This is a genomic window from Streptomyces sp. NBC_00670, from assembly GCF_036226765.1.
Classification (GTDB): Bacteria; Actinomycetota; Actinomycetes; order Streptomycetales; family Streptomycetaceae; genus Streptomyces.
On record NZ_CP109017.1, the window covers coordinates 3,749,998 to 3,768,369 of the forward strand.

General features: G+C 74.6%; 17 protein-coding genes. 14 read left to right on the forward strand and 3 right to left on the reverse strand.

The window, feature by feature from the left end:
* The first annotated feature begins 40 nt into the window (after window positions 1-40).
* The 4 genes from OIE12_RS16725 to OIE12_RS16740 all read left to right on the forward strand — a co-directional run bounded on the left by OIE12_RS16725 (window position 41) and on the right by OIE12_RS16740 (window position 3,352).
* Window positions 41-388, forward strand: a complete 348-nt coding sequence (locus tag OIE12_RS16725; protein WP_030376901.1) for a rhodanese-like domain-containing protein — start codon at window positions 41-43, stop codon at window positions 386-388.
* Window positions 389-480: 92 nt separating this feature from the next.
* Window positions 481-1,218 (forward strand): DUF5819 family protein, encoded by a 738-nt coding sequence (locus tag OIE12_RS16730; protein ID WP_443054052.1) that lies wholly within the window; start codon window positions 481-483, stop codon window positions 1,216-1,218.
* A gap of 14 nt (window positions 1,219-1,232) precedes the next feature.
* Window positions 1,233-2,552, forward strand: a complete 1,320-nt coding sequence (locus OIE12_RS16735; protein ID WP_443054053.1) for an HTTM domain-containing protein — start codon at window positions 1,233-1,235, stop codon at window positions 2,550-2,552.
* Window positions 2,549-3,352, forward strand: a complete 804-nt coding sequence (locus OIE12_RS16740) for a TrmH family RNA methyltransferase (protein WP_329136126.1) — start codon at window positions 2,549-2,551, stop codon at window positions 3,350-3,352. The genes OIE12_RS16735 and OIE12_RS16740 overlap by 4 nt, the downstream gene beginning before the upstream one ends.
* A 279-nt stretch (window positions 3,353-3,631) precedes the next feature.
* Here OIE12_RS16740 and paaN read toward each other — a convergent pair whose 3' ends face one another.
* A complete protein-coding gene (gene paaN, locus OIE12_RS16745; RefSeq protein ID WP_329136128.1) occupies window positions 3,632-5,338 on the reverse strand; it encodes a phenylacetic acid degradation protein PaaN in 1,707 nt (568 codons plus the stop codon).
* A 143-nt stretch (window positions 5,339-5,481) separates the two neighbouring features.
* On the opposite strand from paaN, the gene OIE12_RS16750 reads away from it, so the two are divergent.
* Both OIE12_RS16750 and OIE12_RS16755 read left to right on the forward strand, forming a co-directional pair.
* Window positions 5,482-6,996 carry a 3-hydroxyacyl-CoA dehydrogenase gene (locus tag OIE12_RS16750; protein ID WP_329136130.1) on the forward strand — a complete coding sequence of 505 codons (1,515 nt, stop codon included), beginning with the start codon at window positions 5,482-5,484 and terminating at the stop codon, window positions 6,994-6,996.
* Window positions 6,993-7,580: a TetR/AcrR family transcriptional regulator gene (locus OIE12_RS16755; RefSeq protein WP_329136132.1), complete on the forward strand. Its 588-nt coding sequence runs from the start codon at window positions 6,993-6,995 to the stop codon at window positions 7,578-7,580. Before OIE12_RS16750 ends, OIE12_RS16755 begins: the two co-directional genes overlap by 4 nt.
* Before the next feature lie 35 nt (window positions 7,581-7,615).
* Here OIE12_RS16755 and OIE12_RS16760 read toward each other — a convergent pair whose 3' ends face one another.
* Entirely contained in the window at window positions 7,616-8,146 is a 531-nt protein-coding gene (locus tag OIE12_RS16760; RefSeq protein WP_329136134.1) for an Lrp/AsnC family transcriptional regulator, read from the reverse strand.
* 175 nt (window positions 8,147-8,321) lie between these two features.
* Here OIE12_RS16760 and pdhA point away from each other — a divergent pair, with 175 nt between their 5' ends.
* The 7 genes from pdhA to OIE12_RS16795 all read left to right on the forward strand — a co-directional run bounded on the left by pdhA (window position 8,322) and on the right by OIE12_RS16795 (window position 16,721).
* Window positions 8,322-9,497 carry a pyruvate dehydrogenase (acetyl-transferring) E1 component subunit alpha gene (gene pdhA, locus OIE12_RS16765; RefSeq protein WP_329136136.1) on the forward strand — a complete coding sequence of 392 codons (1,176 nt, stop codon included), beginning with the start codon at window positions 8,322-8,324 and terminating at the stop codon, window positions 9,495-9,497.
* Window positions 9,494-10,498, forward strand: a complete 1,005-nt coding sequence (locus OIE12_RS16770; RefSeq protein WP_329136138.1) for an alpha-ketoacid dehydrogenase subunit beta — start codon at window positions 9,494-9,496, stop codon at window positions 10,496-10,498. The genes pdhA and OIE12_RS16770 overlap by 4 nt, the downstream gene beginning before the upstream one ends.
* On the forward strand, window positions 10,498-11,826 hold the full coding sequence (locus OIE12_RS16775) for a dihydrolipoamide acetyltransferase family protein (protein ID WP_329136140.1): 1,329 nt from the start codon (window positions 10,498-10,500) through the stop codon (window positions 11,824-11,826). Before OIE12_RS16770 ends, OIE12_RS16775 begins: the two co-directional genes overlap by 1 nt.
* Before the next feature lie 70 nt (window positions 11,827-11,896).
* On the forward strand, window positions 11,897-13,003 hold the full coding sequence (locus OIE12_RS16780) for an NTP transferase domain-containing protein (protein WP_329136142.1): 1,107 nt from the start codon (window positions 11,897-11,899) through the stop codon (window positions 13,001-13,003).
* Window positions 13,000-14,496 carry a molybdopterin molybdotransferase MoeA gene (locus tag OIE12_RS16785; RefSeq protein ID WP_329136143.1) on the forward strand — a complete coding sequence of 499 codons (1,497 nt, stop codon included), beginning with the start codon at window positions 13,000-13,002 and terminating at the stop codon, window positions 14,494-14,496. Before OIE12_RS16780 ends, OIE12_RS16785 begins: the two co-directional genes overlap by 4 nt.
* A 51-nt stretch (window positions 14,497-14,547) precedes the next feature.
* Window positions 14,548-15,654 carry a potassium channel family protein gene (locus OIE12_RS16790; protein ID WP_329136144.1) on the forward strand — a complete coding sequence of 369 codons (1,107 nt, stop codon included), beginning with the start codon at window positions 14,548-14,550 and terminating at the stop codon, window positions 15,652-15,654.
* A gap of 86 nt (window positions 15,655-15,740) precedes the next feature.
* The gene (locus tag OIE12_RS16795; RefSeq protein WP_329136145.1) at window positions 15,741-16,721 is read left to right on the forward strand and encodes an NAD(P)H-quinone oxidoreductase; all 981 of its coding nucleotides are present in this window, start codon (window positions 15,741-15,743) and stop codon (window positions 16,719-16,721) included.
* Between the two features lie 45 nt (window positions 16,722-16,766).
* On the opposite strand, the gene OIE12_RS16800 is transcribed toward OIE12_RS16795, so the two are convergent.
* On the reverse strand, window positions 16,767-17,633 hold the full coding sequence (locus OIE12_RS16800) for a hypothetical protein (RefSeq protein WP_329136148.1): 867 nt from the start codon (window positions 17,631-17,633) through the stop codon (window positions 16,767-16,769).
* 172 nt (window positions 17,634-17,805) lie between these two features.
* Between OIE12_RS16800 and OIE12_RS16805 the strand changes: the two genes are divergently transcribed.
* Entirely contained in the window at window positions 17,806-18,345 is a 540-nt protein-coding gene (locus OIE12_RS16805; RefSeq protein WP_329136150.1) for a bacterial proteasome activator family protein, read from the forward strand.
* Window positions 18,346-18,372 lie beyond the last annotated feature (27 nt).

Below are 18,372 nucleotides of genomic sequence, written 5' to 3' on the forward strand. Positions count from 1 at the left end.
CGGCGTACGCCCGGGGGCCCGGTCCGGTAGCGTCGGGGCCATGCCTTTCGGAGCTGGTGTACCCACGGTCGAGGTCGCGGACCTCAAGGACGACGACTTCCTGCTGGACGTCCGCGAGGACGACGAGTGGCAGGCGGGCCATGCCGCCGGGGCGCTGCACATCCCCCTCAGTGACTTCGTGGCCCGCTACGGCGAACTGACCGAGGCCGCCCCGCAGGACGGCCGGATTCATGTGATCTGCCGCTCGGGCGGGCGTTCGGCCCAGGTCACCATGTACCTCGCGCAGCAGGGCGTCGACGCGGTGAACGTCGACGGCGGCATGCAGGCGTGGGCGGCGGGGGGCCGCCCGGTCGTGGACGACAAGGGCGAGCCGGGCTTCGTTCTCTAGCCGGACGGTCGCCGTCGTGCTCCCGGAGCTGTGCGGGACGTGTGGGGCTGAGTACCGTTCCGGTGCGCACGACCGCGCGGTGACCGGGACGACTGCTGGGGAGACGGGGCGGAATGGACAGGTACGACGAGGGCGGGGCACCGACCGTGGCGGAGGACGCCCCGCCCCCCGACCGCGCCCCCGCCGGGATCACCGCGCTCTCGCCGCGCTACCAGATAGCCGCCGCGCTCGCGCTCGCCGTCGTCGCGGTGGGCACGCTCGTGCACCTGAGCATGGTGTTCCTGCACGTCGCGCCCGCCAACACGCTCACCAAGCAGCACGGCCAGGCCGTCGACGACTGGATCTACCCCGAGTTCGAGCAGAACTGGAAGCTGTTCGCGCCCAATCCGCTGCAGCAGAACATCGACGTCCAGGTCCGCGCCGACCTGCGCACCGACGGTGGCGCCGTGCGCACCACCGGCTGGTACGACCTGTCCGCGCTCGACGGGGCGGACATCCTGCACAACCCGCTGCCGAGCCACACCCAGCAGAACGAGCTGCGCCGGGCCTGGGACTTCTACGTCTCCTCGCACGACAACGCGGGTCGTCCGTCCGGCACGCGCGGTGACCTCTCCGAGAGCTATCTGCGCCGTATCGTCGCGCGCCGCCTGGACCGGCTGTCGGCGGACGTCCGCGAGAACACCGTGACCCGGGTCCAGCTGCGGTCCAGCACGACCAACGTCCAGCCGCCCGACTGGAGCGGGGAGAAGGTCTCCGACAAGCCGGTCTACCGGGTGCTCCCCTGGTGGACGCTGTCGAAGAACGACGACGGGACGGGGGCGGACGCGTGAGGGACCACGACGACATGCGCGGCGAGGACGGGGCCGACGGGGCCCACGGGAACGCGAACGGCGTTCCGGCTCCTGCCGCTCCCGCTCCCGCTTCCACCTCCACCCCTCCGCGGCGGCTCTCCGCCCCCCTCGCGCGCGGGATCGCCCGAGCCACCGCGGTCGCGCTCGGGCCGTACCAGAGCGCGGTGGTCCGGATCGGGTTCTCCCTGACCTGGCTGCTGTTCCTGCTGCGCGAGTTCCCGCACCGCGCTGAGCTGTACGGACCCGACGGGCCGTGGAGCTGGCATCTGGCCGAGCGGCTGATCGCGGAGAACCACGCGTTCACCGTGCTGATGTGGTCCGACAGCCGGGCCTGGTTCGAACTCGTCTACGCGCTGGCCGTGCTGTCCAGCGTCGCGCTGCTGCTGGGCTGGCGCACCCGTGCCGCGTCCGTGCTGTTCATGGTGGGCGTGCTGTCGCTGCAGAACCGCAGCGTCTTCATGGGCGACGGCGGCGACAACGTCATCCATCTGATGGCGATCTACCTGGTGTTCACGCGGTGCGCCCAGGTGTGGTCCCTGGACGAGCGCCGGGAGCGGCGGGCCCGCGCCGCCCGCGCGCGGGGCTCCGCTCTCGCGCCGGACCGCGCCGGTCCCGCCCTGTGGGCCGTGCTGGGCGTCGCGCTGGCCGTGGCGAGCGGTGCGGGGGAGCTCACCGCGGGCTGGGCGGTCGTGTTCTGGGGCCTGTGGGCGGTGCAGGGCCTGTGGTGGTACGCCGGGCGCCGGGCGCCGGGCGGCGAGCCGCGCCTCCTGCTGGACGTCGTCGCCAACCTCGCGCACAACGCCGCGCTGCTCGTCGTCATGGCGGAGGCGTGCCTGATCTACTCGACGGCCGGCTGGTACAAGATCCAGGGCTCGCGCTGGCAGGACGGCACCGCCGTCTACTACCCGCTGCACCTGGACTACTTCTCGCCCTGGCCCGCGCTCTCGCAGCTGCTGGGCGCCGGCGGGGTCATGGTCCTGCTGGTGACCTACGGCACGGTGATCGTCCAGGTCGCGTTCCCGTTCACGCTGCTCAACCGGCGGGTCAAGAACGCGCTGCTCGTGGTCATGATGACCGAGCACGCGGCGATCGCCGTGCTGCTCGGGCTGCCGTTCTTCTCGCTGGCGATGATCGCCGCGGACGCGGTGTTCCTGCCGACGTCCTTCCTGCGGCGCGTCGGCGGCTGGGCGCTGCGGGGGCGGCGGGCGGTGTCCGCCCGCCTCGGCCGTGGCGCGCGGGGCGGCGGGGCGGTCGTGCCGGGGCCGCGGACGGAGGAGCCGGCCGCGGAGTCGCACGTAGGGTTCACCGCATGAACGATCCCGAGGTGGCGGCCTCGTCTTCCGGCCCCGGGGCGGCGGGCCCGTCGTCCGGCGCCGAGGCCGCTGTGCGGCTGTGGCGCCGTTGTGCCGACGGGGCCGTGCTGCTCGACGGCTTTCACGCGCTCAAGCACGCGCTGCGGTTCGGCGCCCGCGTGCCCGTGGCGGTCACCGCCGACCGGGCGGCGGCCCTCGCGCTCGCCGACGAGCTGGCGCCGGACGTGCGCGAGGGGCTGGCGGCGTTGCTGACCGAGGTCCCGGAGTCCGCCTACCGGGCGCTCGTCGCCCGGCCGCATCCCACGGGGGTGGCCGCCCTCGCGGAGCGGCCGGCGCGGGAGGCGAATCTGCGGGCGCTGGCGCATGCGCCGCGGCGTGCGCCGGTCGTCGTGCTCGACAATCCGCGCAACCTGGGGAACGCCGGGGCCGTCATCCGGCTCGCGGCGGGGTTCGGGGCGACGGGGGTCGTCACCACCGGGACGCTCGACCCCTGGCATCCGGCGGTGGTGCGGGGTGGGGCGGGGTTGCACTTCGCGACGGCGGTGGAGCGGCTGGGGGTCGAGGAGTTGCCAGACGGGCCCTTGTGGGCGCTGGATCCGGAGGGGGAGGACATCCGGGGGGTGCGGGTTCCGGACGATGCGTTGTTGGCGTTCGGGTCGGAGCGGAGTGGCCTGTCGTCGGAGGTGCGGGGGCGGGCGGATCGGTTGGTGGCGTTGCCGATGCGGGCGCAGGTGTCGAGCTACAACCTCGCGACGAGCGTGGGGATGGCGTTGTTCCACTGGAGCGCGGGGGCGGTGTGATGCGCCCCCGCCGCCCCTACCCTTCCCGTCCTCCAGGGGCTCCGCCCCTTCGACCCCGGGAGAGCTCGGGTGGGTGGGGCTGAGCGGGGAGTGCGGGTGGGTGGGGACTTCTCGCGCAGTTCCCCGCGCCCCTTTCGGGGCACGGTGAGTGCTCGGGCACACCGCGGCGGAGCCGCGCGAAAGATACGGCCCCGCGCCTTGTTTTTCAGGGGCGCGGGGAACTGCGCGATCAGCCACATCGGACCCGCACCCGCGAATGAACCCCACCCACCCGAGCTCTCAAGCGCCCAGGCCCGTGGAAGGGCGCCGTACCTCCACCACCCGGAAGCGGTTGGCCACGAATGCCGCGTCGCAGAGCGCCGCGCTCGCCGCGGGGTTGCCGCCCGACCCGTGGAAGTCGGAGAACGCGGCCGTCTGGTTGACGTAGACGCCGCCCGTCAGGTTGAGGGAGAGCTGGGCGCACTCCTCCAGGCAGACGTCCTCGACGGCCTGTTCGACCTCCGGGGAGGTCGTGTACGCGCCGACGGTCATCGCGCCCTTGTCGCGGATCGTGCGCCGCAGCAGGTCGAGCGCGTCGGCCGTGGAGTCGACGGCGACGGCGAAGGAGACCGGGCCGAAGCACTCGCTGAGGTACGCGGCCTCCGCATCCGGCTTGGCACCGTCCAGCTTCACCAGGACCGGCGTGCGGACCACCGCGTCCGGGAAGTCGGGGTGGGCCACCTCGCGCGAGGCGAGCGCGACCTCGCCGAGGCCGGACGCGGCCTCCAGCCGGGCCTTGACGTCCGGGTTGACGAGCGCGCCGAGCAGCGCGTTCGCCCGTGCGTCGTCGCCCAGCAGGCCCTCCACCGCCCTGGCCACGTCCGCGGCGACCTCGTCGTACGTCTTCGGGCCCGCGTCCGTGGTGATGCCCTCGCGGGGGATCAGCAGGTTCTGCGGGGTGGTGCACATCTGGCCGCTGTAGAGGGAGAGCGAGAACGCCAGGTTGGCGAGCATCCCCTTGTAGTCGTCGGTGGAGTCGACGACGACCGTGTTGACGCCGGCCTTCTCCGTGTAGACCTGCGCCTGGTGGGCGTGGGTCTCCAGCCAGTCGCCGAAGGACGTCGAGCCCGTGTAGTCGATGATCTTCACCTCGGGGCGGGTGGCGAGCGTCTTGGCCAGGCCCTCGCCGGGGCGTTCGGCGGCCAGCGCGACCAGGTTGGGGTCGAAGCCCGCCTCGGCGAGCACCTCGCGGGCGGTCCGGACGGTGAGTGCCAGCGGGAGCACCGCGCGCGGGTGCGGCTTGACCAGGACCGCGTTGCCGGTGGCCAGGGAGGCGAACAGGCCCGGGTAGCCGTTCCACGTCGGGAAGGTGTTGCAGCCGATGACCAGGGCGATGCCGCGCGGCACGGCCCGGAACGTCTTGGTGAGCACCAGTGGGTCCCGCTTGCCCTGGGGCTTGGTCCACGACGCGGTGTCCGGGGTGCGGGTCTGCTCCGCGTAGGCGTACGCGACCGCCTCCAGACCGCGGTCCTGGGCGTGCGGGCCGCCCGCCTGGAGCGCCATCAGATACGCCTGCCCGGAGGTGTGCATCACCGCGTGCGCGAACTCGTGCGTGCGGTCGCTGATCCGCTTGAGGATCTCCAGGCAGACCACCGCGCGCACCTCCGCGCCCGCGTCCCGCCAGGCCCGCTGACCGGCCCGCATCGCGGGCAGCAGCACGTCCACGTCCGGGTGCGGGTACGTCACGCCCAGCTCGATGCCGTACGGGGAGACCTCGCCGCCCACCCAGTCGTCGGTGCCGGGCTGGCCGAGGTCCAGCCGGGTGCCGAGCAGGGCGTCGAAGGCCGCCTTGCCCGCGCCCGCGTCCAGGCTGCCGTTCTCCCCGTAGGCCTTGGGGTGCTCGGGGTGCGGCGACCAGTACGCGCGCGTGCGGATCGCCTCCAGCGCCTTGTCGAGCGTGGGCCGGTGCTGCGTGATCAGCCGGTGCGCGACGGGTTCGGCGGTCATGCGGAACCAACTCCTCACCTGGGCGGGAACGTGGACGGAACAGGGGCGGGGACGGGCGGACACGGCTAGAGTAACCGAACGATCGGTCGGGACAAGGGGGTCCGCCGCATCTGTGGACAACTCCGTGCGGGAGGATCGCGCACATGACAGGACTCGACCTCAGCAGCCCCGTGGCCGTCGTCGGCACCGGCACGATGGGCCAGGGCATCGCCCAGGTGGCGCTGGTCGCGGGCCATGTCGTACGGCTGTACGACGCGGTCCCGGGCCGGGCCGAGGAGGCGGCCGCCGCGCTCGCCGCCCGGCTGGACCGGCTCGTGGCGAAGGAACGGATGCCGGCCGCCGACCGGGACGCGGCCGTGGCCCGGCTGCGGCCCGCCGCGGACCTCGCCGAGCTCGCGGACTGCTCCCTCGTCGTCGAGGCGGTCCTGGAGCGACTGGAGACCAAGCAGGAACTGTTCCGTGCCCTGGAGGACGTCGTCGACGACGACTGCCTGCTCGCCACCAACACCTCCTCCCTCTCCGTCACGGCCGTCGGCGGCGCCCTGCGCAACCCCGGCCGCCTCGTCGGGCTGCACTTCTTCAATCCCGCCCCGCTGCTGCCCCTGGTCGAGGTCGTCTCCGGGTTCGCCACGGACGTCACGTCGGCCACGCGCGCGTACGGCACGGCACGCGCCTGGGGGAAGACGCCGGTGGCCTGCGCCGACACCCCCGGGTTCATCGTCAACCGGATCGCGCGCCCCTTCTACGCCGAGGCGTTCGCCGTCCTGGAGTCCCAGGCCGCCGACCCGGCCACGATCGACGCGGTGCTGCGCGAGTGCGGCGGCTTCCGGATGGGCGCCTTCGAACTCACCGACCTCATCGGCCAGGACGTCAACGAGTCGGTGACGCACTCCGTGTGGCGGTCCTTCTTCCAGGACGTGCGCTTCACGCCGTCCCTCGCCCAGCGGCGGCTGGTGGAGTCCGGCCGGCTCGGCCGCAAGAGCGGCCACGGCTGGTACGACTACGCCGAGGGTGCCGAGCGCCCCGAACCGCACACCGCCGACAAGGCGGAGCCGCCCGCCCACGTCGTCGTCGAGGGCGACCTGGGCCCCGCCGCCGAACTGCTCGCCCTCATCCGCGAGGCGGGCATCCCGGTGCGCGAGGAGGACGAGGACCACGGCACCCGCCTGGTGCTGCCCGGCGGCGGCCAGCTCGCCCTGGCCGACGGGCAGACCTCGGTGGAGTTCCGGGACGTCGTCTATTTCGACCTCGCCCCGGACTACCGCAGGGCCACCCGCATCGCCCTGTCCGCCTCCCAGGACACCGCCCCGGCCACGCTCTCCGGCGCCATCGGGCTCTTCCAGGCGCTCGGCAAGGACGTCAGCGTCATCGGGGACGCCCCCGGCATGATCGTCGCCCGTACGGTGGCCCGGATCATCGACCTCGCGCACGACGCCGTCGCCAAGGGCGTGGCCACCGAGGAGGACATCGACACCGCGATGCGCCTGGGCGTCAACTACCCGCTCGGCCCCTTCGAGTGGAGCCGCAGGCTCGGCCGCAACTGGGCGTACGCCCTCCTCGACGACCTGCATCTGCGCGACCCCTCCGGCCGCTACGCGCCGTCCCTCGCGCTGTACCGCCACGCGTACGCCTCCGAGACGCGGGAGGGCACCTCATGACCACCGCCCGGCGCGACACGTACACCCCGGAGAGCCTGCTCTCGGTGGCGGTGCGGGTCTTCAACGAGCGCGGCTACGACGGCACCTCCATGGAGCACCTCTCCAAGGCGGCCGGCATCTCCAAGTCGTCGATATACCACCACGTCAGCGGCAAGGAGGAACTGCTGCGCCGGGCCGTGAGCCGGGCGCTGGACGGCCTCTTCGGCATCCTCGACGAGCCCCCCGCGCGCGAGGGGCGCGCGGTGGAGCGCCTGGAGTACGTGGTGCGGCGCACGGTGGAGATGCTCACCACCGAACTGCCGTACGTGACGCTGCTGCTGCGGGTGCGCGGCAACACCGGCACCGAGCGGTGGGCGCTGGAGCGCCGGCGTGAGTTCGACCACCGGGTGGCCGAGCTGCTGAAGGCGGCGGCGGCCGACGGGGACGTGCGCGGGGACGTGGAGGTGCGGCTGGCGACCCGGCTGCTCTTCGGGATGATCAACTCGATCGTCGAGTGGTACCGGCCCGACGGGCGCGGCACCGCCGAGCGGGAGGTCGTGGACGCGGTGGTCCGCATGGCGTTCGCGGGGCTGCGGGCGGGCTGAGCCGGGGTCCGGAAGCGGCTGGGGCAGCCGCCCCGTCAGCTCTGCGGTTCCAGGTCCTCCTCCTCGAAGACCAGCAGCGTGCGCGTGCCCAGCACCTCCGGGATCGCCTGCAACCGGGTCAGCACCAGCTCGCGCAGCGCCCGGTTGTCGGAGGTGTGGACGAGGAGCAGGACGTCGAAGTCGCCGCCGACCAGGGCGATGTGCGAGGCGCCCGGCAGCAGCCGCAGCTGCTCGCGGACCGTCCGCCAGGAGTTCTGCACGATCCGCAGCGTGATGTACGCGGACGTCCCGTGCCCGGCGCGTTCGTGGTCGACGCGCGCCCCGAAGCCGCGGATCACGCCGTCGTCCAGGAGCCGGTTGATGCGCGCGTAGGCGTTGGCGCGCGAGACGTGCACGCGTTCGGCCACCGACCGTATCGAGGCACGGCCGTCGGCCTGGAGCATCTGCAGGATGTCGCGGTCGATCGCGTCCAGCGGACGGGCGGGGGGACCGGTTCCGGCCGTCGTGGCCGGAGCCGACGGGTCGGTCCGGGGGTCGGCTCCGTCGGCCATTTGTTCAGATGACATGCACCCCCGCCTCTCCGCGATGGACGTCCTGCGTCCATCTCAGGCTGTGGAGAACCGTTTGTCCACAGCCTGGAGGCCCCTGTAGCCAAAATGTGCCGACGACCGAACAATCGGTAGGTGAGGCGCGTCACAACCGTGGCGCGTCGCGAAGCCGCTCCCACGAGGAGGTGCCGTCATGACGGTCATGGAGCAGCGGGGTGCCTACCGGCCGACCCCGCCGCCCGCCTGGCAGCCCCGTACGGATCCCGCGCCGCTGCTGCCCGACGCGCGGCCGTACCGCGTGCTGGGCACCGGGGCGGCCGGGGGGACCGATCCCGACCTGCTGCTCCGCCTGTACCGGCAGCTGGTCGCCGGCCGCCGCTACAACACGCAGGCGACGGCGCTGACCAAGCAGGGGCGGCTCGCCGTCTACCCCTCCAGCACCGGCCAGGAGGCCTGCGAGGTGGCCGCCGCGGCCGTCCTTCAGGAGCGCGACTGGCTCTTCCCCAGCTACCGCGACACGCTCGCCGTCGTCTCCCGCGGCGTCGACCCCGTCGAGGCGCTGACGCTGCTGCGCGGCGACTGGCACACCGGCTACGACTCCCGTGCGCACCGGGTCGCCCCGCTCAGCACCCCGCTGGCGACGCAGCTGCCGCACGCGGTCGGCCTCGCCCACGCTGCCCGCCTCAAGGGCGACGACGTGGTGGCGATGGCCCTGGTCGGCGACGGCGGCACCAGCGAGGGCGACTTCCACGAGGCGCTCAACTTCGCCGCCGTGTGGCAGGCGCCCGTCGTCTTCCTGGTCCAGAACAACGGCTTCGCGATCTCCGTGCCGCTCGCCAAGCAGACCGCCGCCCCGTCCCTGGCCCACAAGGCCGTCGGGTACGGGATGCCGGGCCGCCTGGTCGACGGCAACGACGTGGCGGCCGTGCACGAGGTCCTCGCCGACGCCGTGCGCCGCGCGCGCGAGGGGGGCGGTCCCACGCTGGTGGAGGCGGTCACCTACCGGGTCGACGCGCACACCAACGCGGACGACGCCGGGCGGTACCGGTCCGACGCGGAGGTCGAGACCTGGCGCGCGCACGACCCGATCGTGCTCCTGGAGGACGAACTGACGCACCGCGGGCTGCTCGACGACGACACCAGGGCCGCCGCGCGGGACGCCGCCGAGGCCATGGCGGCCGATCTGCGCGCCCGGATGCACGAGGACCCCGCCCCGCACCCCATGGACCTCTTCGCCCACACCTACACCCGGCCCACCCCGCAACTGCGGGAGCAGGCGGAGCAGTTGCGGGCGGAACTGGAGGCGGAGGCGTCCGGTTCCGAGGCCGACGCCGGTGCTGCCGCCGTACGGGAAGGGGACGGCCGATGACCACCGTCGCCGTCAAGCCCGCCACCATGGCGCAGGCGCTCACGCGCGCGCTGCGCGACGCGATGGCCGCCGATCCGGCCGTGCACGTGATGGGTGAGGACGTCGGCACGCTCGGCGGCGTCTTCCGGGTCACCGACGGGCTGGCCGCGGAGTTCGGCGAGGACCGCTGCACGGACACGCCGCTGGCCGAGGCCGGCATCCTCGGCGCCGCCGTCGGCATGGCGATGTACGGACTGCGGCCGGTCGTGGAGATGCAGTTCGACGCGTTCGCCTACCCGTCGTTCGAACAACTCGTCAGCCACGTCGCCAAGATGCGCAACCGCACACGCGGCGCGATGCCGATGCCGCTCACCATCCGTATCCCCTACGGCGGCGGCATCGGCGGGGTCGAACACCACAGCGACTCCTCCGAGGCGTACTACATGGCGACCCCGGGGCTGCACGTGTACACCCCCGCCACGGTCGCCGACGCCTACGGCATGCTGCGCGCGGCGATCGCCTCCGACGACCCCGTCGTCTTCCTCGAACCGAAGCGGCTGTACTGGTCCAAGGACACCTGGAACCCGGAGGACCCGCCGGCCGTTGAACCCGTGGGACGCGCGGTGGTGCGGCGCCGGGGCAGCAGCGCCACGCTCCTGACGTACGGCCCGTCGCTGCCCGTCTGCCTGGAGGCGGCCGAGGCGGGGCGGGAGGAGGGCTGGGAGCTGGAGGTCGTCGACCTGCGCTCGCTGGTGCCGTTCGACGACGAGACGGTGTGCGCGTCGGTGCGGCGCACCGGGCGCGCGGTCGTGGTGCACGAGTCGACCGGGTTCGGCGGGCCCGGCGGCGAGATCGCGGCCCGGGTGACGGAGCGCTGCTTCCACCACCTTCAGGCGCCGGTGCTGCGCGTCGCCGGGTTCGACGTCCCGTACCCGCCGCCGATGCTGGAGCGGCACCATCTGCCCGGCGTCGACCGGATCCTGGACGCGGTCGGGCGGTTGCAGTGGGAGGCGGAGAGCTGATGGCGCAGGTGCTGGAGTTCCGGCTGCCGGACCTCGGCGAGGGGCTGACGGAGGCGGAGATCGTCCGCTGGCTGGTCGAGGTCGGCGACGTGGTCGCCGTCGACCAGGCCGTCGTCGAGGTCGAGACGGCCAAGGCGATGGTCGACGTCCCCTGCCCGTACGCCGGCGTGATCACCGCCCGCTACGGCGAGGAGGGCACGGAACTGCCGGTCGGCGCCCCCCTCCTCACGGTCGCGGTCGGCACCCCCGACGCCACCGCCGACCCCGACTCCTCGGGCAACGTCCTGGTCGGCTACGGCACGAGCGCGGCACCGTCCCGCCGCCGCCGGGTACGCCCGGCGCAGGGCGCGCCGGGGCGCGTGGCGGCCGCGGATCCCGGGGCCTCGGCCGGAACCGGCCCGGGTGCGGCCGTCGAGGCCGACGCGTTCGTCGACGTACGGAGTGACGGGCCCGTGCCCGTCATCTCGCCGCTGGTGCGGCGGCTGGCGCGGGACAACGGCGTGGACCTGCGGCGGCTGGCCGGGTCCGGGCCCGACGGGCTGATCCTGCGCGTGGACGTCGAGGACGCGCTCCGCGCGGACGCGGCCCGCGCCCGCACGGCCGCGCCCGCCCCCGGCGTGCCGGACGAGGGCGTCGTGCACGGCACCCGGATCCCGCTGCGCGGTGTCCGTGGCGCCGTCGCGGACAAGCTGGCCCGGAGCCGTCGGGAGATCCCCGACGCCACCTGCTGGGTCGACGCCGACGCCACCGAACTGCTGCGCGCCCGCACGGCGATGAACGCCGCCGGGGGCCCGAAGATCTCCCTCCTCGCCGTGCTCGCACGGATCTGCACGGCCGCGCTGGCCCGGTACCCGGACCTCAACTCGACCGTGGACACGGAGGCCAGGGAGGTCGTCCGGCTCGACGAGGTGCACCTCGGGTTCGCCGCGCAGACCGCGCGCGGACTTGTCGTCCCCGTCGTCCGGGACGCCCACGCACGCGACGCGGAGTCGCTCACCGCCGAGTTCGCCCGGCTCACCGAGGCCGCGCGCACCGGCACCCTCACCCCCGCGGAACTCACCGGTGGCACCTTCACGTTGAACAACTACGGCGTGTTCGGCGTCGACGGCTCCACGCCGATCCTCAACCATCCCGAGGCCGCCATGCTCGGCGTCGGCCGCATCGCCCCCAAACCGTGGGTGCACGAAGGGGAGCTGGCGGTCCGGCAGGTCGTCCAGCTCTCCTTCACCTTCGACCACCGGGTGTGCGACGGCGGCACGGCCGGCGGCTTCCTGCGGTACGTCGCGGACTGCGTGGAGCAGCCGGCGGTGCTCCTGCGCACGCTGTGAACGCGGAAGCGGCCGCCGCCACGGGTGCCCCCGTGACGGCGCCGGGGCCGTGGGAGCCCATACTCGGGGGGTGACCGCGTACCAGCCCGCAGCCGCCGCTGCCGGTGCCTTCGACGCCGTCGTGCTCGCCGGGGGCGCCGCCCGGCGGCTCGGCGGCGCCGACAAGCCCGGCGTCCGGGTCGGCGGCCGGGCGCTGCTCGACCGGGTGCTGTCCGCCTGCGCCGGCGCGGCCGTCACCGTGGTGGTCGCCGACCCCCGCCCGACCGCCCGCCCCGTGTGCTGGGCGCGCGAGGAGCCGCCCGGCGGCGGCCCCGTCGCCGCGCTCGACGCGGGGCTGCGGCACACCACGGCCCCCGTCGTCGTCGTCCTCTCCGCCGATCTGCCGTTCCTCGACGCGGCGACGGTACGGCGGCTGACGGCGGCCCTCGAGGAGAGCGGCGCCGAGGGCGCGCTGCTCCGCGACGCCGACGGCCGCGATCAGCCGCTCGTCGCCGCGTACCGCGCCGACGCGCTGCGCCGCGAACTCGCCCGGCTCGCAGCCGGGAACGGCGAGCACACCGAGCACACCGGGCCCGCCGACCGCGGTGGACTCGGCGGGCTGCCGCTGCGCCGGCTCACCGGCGCGCTGCGTCTCACCCGCGCCGACCACCCCGTCGCGTCCTTCGACTGCGACACCTGGGACGACATCGCCGCCGCCAGAGCACGGATCAGGGAGCATGGGCACGTGTTGGATGAATGGATCTCCGCAGTCAAGGACGAACTGGGCATCGACCTCGACGTCGACACCGGCGTCCTGCTCGACCTCGCCCGCGACGCCGCGCACGGCGTGGCCCGCCCGGCGGCCCCGCTGACCACGTTCCTCGCGGGTTACGCGGCCGGCCGCGCCGGCGGCGGCCCGGAGGCGGTCGCCGAGGCCGCCCGCACGGCCGCGGCCCTCGCCCTGCGCTGGGCCGACGAGGCCCGGGGGGCCGACGCGGCCAACGCGGCCGCCCCCGCCGCCGAGGGCATGGGCAACGCCACCGGCATCCCGGCCGCCACCGGCACCGCACCCGCCGCCGGTGACGCGGGTCCGACCGCCGCCGACACCGCCCCGACCGCCACCGGCGCCCCCGGCGCCGCGACCGGCGGCAGCGGCCCGGTCGGCGACCGCGACGGCACCGGACCGGACGCCGGATGACCGGGCGCGGAGCCCGGGAGACCGAGGACGGCGGCGAACTCTACGTCGAGGAGGCCCTGGCCATGGCCCGCGGCGACGGTGGTCCCCACTCCGGTGGAGCCCGCACGCGCCCCGCCCTGCCGCAGGACCCCGACATCGAGGAGGCCCTCGCCCTCGTCCGCGGCGAGCCCGACCGGCCCGCCCCTCCCACGGACCCCCGAGGCACCCACCTCGCCCCGTCCCCCTCCCCCGCCGGAACCGCCGGAACCGCCGGAACCGCCGGCTCCGGCGCAGCCCCCGCGCACCGCCACCGCCCGGCCACCCCCTGGCCCCGCGCCCGCGCCCTGGCCGAGCGCGCCGCCCGCTCCGTCCCCGCGCGGGCCCCCGTCACCAGGCCGCTGGACAAGGCGCTCGGCCTCGTCCTCGCCGCCCCGCTGCCGGCCCTCACCGACCTGCCCTCCTTCGACACCTCCGCCATGGACGGCTGGGCGGTCGCGGGACCCGGCCCCTGGGACGTGCGCGAGGAGGGCGTCCTGGCGGGCCACGCCGGTCCCGGCCCGCTGGCCGACGGCGAGGCGGTCCGCATCGCGACCGGCGCCCGCATCCCACCGGACACCACCGCCATCCTGCGCAGCGAGCACGGCCGCACCGACGACAAGGGACGGCTGCACGCCTCCCGCGACCCGGCCCACGGGCAGGACATCCGGCCGCGCGGCCAGGAGTGCCGCAGCGGCGACCATCTGCTGCCCGCCGGCACCGTGGCCACCCCCGCCGTGCTCGGCCTCGCCGCGGCCGCCGGGTACGACACCCTCGCCGTCCTGCCGCCGCCGCGCGCCGAGGTCCTCGTCCTCGGCGACGAGCTGCTCACCGAGGGCCTGCCCAAGGACGGGCTCATCCGGGACGCGCTCGGCCCGATGCTTCCGCCCTGGCTGCGTGCGCTCGGCGCCGAGATCGTGGCCGTGCGCCGGATCGGCGACGACGAGAAGGCGCTGCGCAAGGCGGTCACCCGCTCCGTCGCCGACCTGATCGTCACCACCGGCGGCACCGCCTCCGGACCGGTCGACCACGTCCACCCCACCCTGGCCCGGATCGACGCCGAACTCCTCGTCGACGGCGTCCAGGTGCGCCCCGGCCACCCCATGCTGCTGGCCCGCACCGGCGAGAACCAGTACCTGGTCGGCCTGCCCGGCAACCCCCTCGCGGCGGTCTCGGGCCTGTGCACGCTCGCCGAACCGCTGCTGCGCGTCCTCGCGGGGCGCCCGGCCCCGGAGCCGTACACACTGCCCGTCCGGGAGGCCGTCCAGGGGCACCCGCACGACACCCGGCTGGTGCCCGTCACCGTCCGCGGCGAGTACGCGGTGCCGCTGCATTTCAACGGCCCGGCGATGCTGCGCGGCATCGCCGCCGCCGACGCCCTGGCGGTCGTACCGCCCGGGGGGACGGGGCCGGGCGCGGAGCTGGAACTGCTGGATCTACCCTGGGCCCTGGCGGGGATCGGGGTATGTCTCGCTTGAGGCCCCCGCGGGCCGACCGAGGACCGCACCTCACGTGCAGCGAAACGGGGAGTGTTTCACGTGAAACTTCCGGGCCGGGACGCCATCGCCCGCCAGCCGGACGAGCATCTCGCCACCGCACAGGTGCGGCTGCCGCGGCGGGTCGTCGACCGCCCGATCCGCCAGGTCGGCAAGCGGCTGCTGCTGGCGCTGCTCGTCCTCGTCGTCACGGCCATGACCGTCTGGCTCGACCGGGACGGCTACCACGACAACGTCGGGGACGGCGTCGACCTGCTCGACTCCTTCTACTACGCCACCGTCACCCTCTCCACCACCGGCTACGGGGACATCACCCCGGCCGGCGACGGGGCCCGGCTCACCAACATCCTCGTCATCACGCCGCTGCGCGTGCTGTTCCTGATCATCCTGGTCGGCACCACTCTCGAGGTGCTCACCGAGCGCACCCGGGAAGAGTTCCGGCAGAACCGCTGGAGGGCGGCCTTGAGGGACCACACCGTCGTGATCGGCTTCGGCACCAAGGGACGCTCGGCCATCCAGACCGTGTGCGCCACCGGCCTGGGCAAGGACCAGGTCGTCGTGGTCGACCCCAGCGCCAAGTCCATCGAGGCGGCCACCGCCGACGGCTACGCGGGCGTGATCGGCGACGCCACCCGCAGCGATGTGCTGCGCCGGGCCGAGGCCCACCGCGCCCGGCAGATCATCATCGCCACCCAGCGCGACGACACGGCCGTCCTCGTGGCGCTCACCGCCCGCCAGATGAACCGGGGCGCCAAGATCGTGGCCGCGGTGCGGGAGGAGGAGAACGCGCCGCTGCTGCGCCAGTCCGGGGCGGACGCCGTCATCACCAGCGCCAGCGCGGCCGGCCGGCTGCTCGGGCTCTCGGTGCTCAGCCCCACCGCCGGTGTGGTCATGGAGGACCTCATCCAGCAGGGCAGCGGCCTCGACATCGTCGAACGGCCCGTCATAAAGGCCGAGGTGGGGCGCGGGGTGCGGGAGACGGACGATCTGGTGGTGAGCGTCGTCCGCGGACACCGGGTGCTCGGCTACGACGACCCGTCCATCGGCGGACTCCAGGTGACGGACCGGCTGATCACGATCGTCCGGTCGTCGTCCGGCACCCGGCTCACCCCCGACCTGCGCAGGCTGCCGCAGGAATAGCGTCCGCCGCCTCCGCGAGGCCCGGGCAGCGGTGTCCGCCGCCTCGGCACGGGCGGGGCCGGGGCCCGGGGAGTAGCGTCGGCCCCATGTACGCGATCACGATTCCCGAACCCGGTGGACCCGAGGCGCTGGTGTGGGCCGAGGTCCCCGAACCCGAGCCCGGCGAGGGCGAAGTGCTGGTCGACGTGGTGGCCAGTGCCGTCAACCGCGCCGACCTGATGCAGCGGATGGGCTTCTACGCGCCGCCGCCCGGCGCCCCCGCGTACCCGGGCCTGGAGTGCGCGGGGCGGATCGCCGCGCTCGGCCCGGGCGTGTCCGGCTGGGCCGTCGGCGACGAGGTGTGCGCGCTGCTCGCGGGCGGCGGCTACGCCGAGAAGGTGGCCGTCCCGGCCGGCCAGCTGCTGCCCGTGCCCGCGGGTCTGGAGCTGCGGCAGGCGGCCGCGCTGCCCGAGGTGACCTGCACCGTGTGGTCCAACGTGTTCATGGTGGCCCAGCTGCGCCCCGGCGAGACGCTGCTCGTGCACGGCGGCTCCAGCGGCATCGGCACCATGGCGATCCAGCTCGCGAAGTCGGCCGGCGCGAAGGTCGCGGTGACCGCGGGCAGCAAGGAGAAGCTCGACTTCTGCGCGGACCTGGGCGCCGACGTGCTGATCAACTACCGCGAGCAGGACTTCGTGGAGGAGGTCCGCCGGGCCACCGACGGGGCGGGCGCCGACGTCATCCTCGACAACATGGGCGCCAAGTACCTGGAGCGCAACGTGGACGCCCTCGCGGTCAACGGGCGGCTCGCGATCATCGGCATGCAGGGCGGCACGAAGGGCGAGCTGAACATCGGCACGCTGCTCGGCAAGCGGGCCGCGGTCAGCGCGACCTCCCTGCGCGCCCGGCCGCTGGGCGAGAAGGCGGCGATCGTGGCGGCCGTACGGGAACACGTGTGGCCGCTGCTCGCGGACGGCCACGTGCGGCCGGTCGTCGACCGGGAGCTGCCGATGAGCGAGGCGGCCGAGGCCCACCGGGTGCTGGAGGAGAGCGGGCACATCGGCAAGGTGCTGCTGGTGGCGCCGTAGGGCCTGCCGCCGCCCGGCAGGCGGCCGCGACAGACCCCAGGCCCCTTACGGGGCGCGGCGGACGCGGACGGCGAGCAGGGCGAGGGCGAGGCCCAGGCCGATGAGGATCAGTCCGCCGCCGAGCGGCAGGATCCGCGTCATGCGCGCGGCGGCGGACCGGCGGGGCGCGGCGAGCGGCTGCTCGGCGGCGGCCTCGTCGGAGGCCCGGGGGGTGCGGCTCGGGTCGCCGGTGGCGGTTCCTGTGCCGGCGCCCGTGCCGGACTGGTCACCGTCCCGGCCACCGGTGCCGGTGGTCGGGACGGGGCCCGAGTCGTGGGAGCGGTGGGGGGTGTGCGGATGCTCCTTGTCCGCGGCGTCGGCGGGGGGTTCCGCGCCGGGGGATTCCTCGGGTGGGGACGCGGGCGCCGTGCCCGTGGGTCCGGTGGATCCTGTGGGGCGGGGGGTGGGTGCGGGGGGTTCGGGGCTGCGGGTTCCGTTTCCGGTGCCGGGGTCCTCGTCGTTCTCGTTCTCGTTCTTGTCCTTGTCCTCGGCCCCGGGAGGTCCGCCGGGGTGTTCCGGGTGGTCGTGGCCGTCCGGGCGGTCTGGTTTTCCGGGATGCGGGGGGTCCGGTGGCGTGGGGCGGTCCGGTGCCGGGGCGTGCGGGCGGGCGGGGGCCTGGTGGCCGGGGTGCGGGTGGTGGGGGGTGGCGTCCGGTCTCTCCGGCTCCCGGGGGGTGGCGGTGTGCGCGGCCGTCCGCAGGTGGGGCGGGGCCGGGGCGGCGTACGCGGGCCCGGCGGGCCGTGCGGCGAGGAGTGCGGCCGTCGTGAGGGCCAGCGGCAGGGCCGCGGTGCGGAGGGTGTGGAGGGTGTGGAGGGTGCGGGGCGGTGTGTGTCGCGCGTGGGGTGCGCGTCGGCTGCGGGACCACTGAGTCACCCGCAGGACCCCCTCCCGTGCTCGTCGGGCGCCAAGATCGACGTCCTCAGCGTCACACGGGGCGTGCGGTACGGCACTCCGGCGCCGCCCGTTCGGGCACGGGGGCCCGGCGGGGCGCCCGGGGGTGGGGGCGGCACGGTGGGGTGCCGGGTCCGTGCGAGACAATGGCGGTATGGAGATGCCGAGGAACGAACGGTCGCCGGAGAACCCTCAGATCCTGGTCGTCGGCCAGGACGGCATGGCGCTCGGCGGCACCGGGGACGACGACTCCCGCGAGATCCCGGTGACGGAGATGGTGGAGCAGCCCGCCAAGGTCATGCGGATCGGGAGCATGATCAAGCAGCTGCTCGAGGAGGTGCGGGCGGCTCCTCTGGACGAGGCGAGCCGGCAGCGGCTGCGGGAGATTCACGCGAGTTCGGTGAAGGAGCTGGAGGACGGGCTCGCTCCCGAGCTGGTGGAGGAGCTGGAGCGGTTGTCGCTGCCGTTCACGGACGAGGTGACGCCGAGCGATGCGGAGTTGCGCATCGCGCAGGCGCAGTTGGTGGGGTGGCTGGAGGGGCTGTTCCACGGCATTCAGACGACGTTGTTCGCGCAGCAGATGGCCGCAAGGGCGCAGTTGGAGCAGATGCGGCGGGCGTTGCCGCCGGGGGTGGGGGGTGAGGGGGAGGAGGATCCCCGGCAGGGGGGCCGGTCCGGGGGGCCTTATCTCTGACCTGCGGTCGGCCGTAGGAGGGGGCAG